This is a genomic window from Fulvivirga kasyanovii, assembly GCF_009711405.1.
GTDB classification, from domain to species: Bacteria; Bacteroidota; Bacteroidia; order Cytophagales; family Cyclobacteriaceae; genus Fulvivirga; species Fulvivirga kasyanovii.
Genome location: NZ_SMLW01000009.1, coordinates 1 through 220 on the forward strand (window position 1 = coordinate 1; position 220 = coordinate 220).

The following is a 220-nucleotide window of genomic DNA, read 5'->3' on the forward strand; positions in this document are numbered from 1 at the left end:
CATGATCTCAAAAATAGACCTGAACAAGGTACCCGGCCTGTTCAGGGTTAGGGATAGGGATAAACCAAAAGAAAAACCGGAACCAGCACCTCCGGCCGCCAGTCATACTACTGTAGCCGGGGATACGCTGGCCTCTCTGGCATTAAAATACAAAGTCGGTGAAGATGCTTTAAGGCAGGCCAATGCGGACAAGGTAAAGAAGTTCAAAAGGAACAATGGC

1 protein-coding gene is annotated in these 220 nt (G+C 48.6%); it reads left to right on the forward strand.

From position 1 onward, the window contains the following. The coding region (locus E1163_RS31735) for a LysM peptidoglycan-binding domain-containing protein (RefSeq protein ID WP_155168499.1) at nt 1-220 on the forward strand (220 nt) is incomplete at both ends.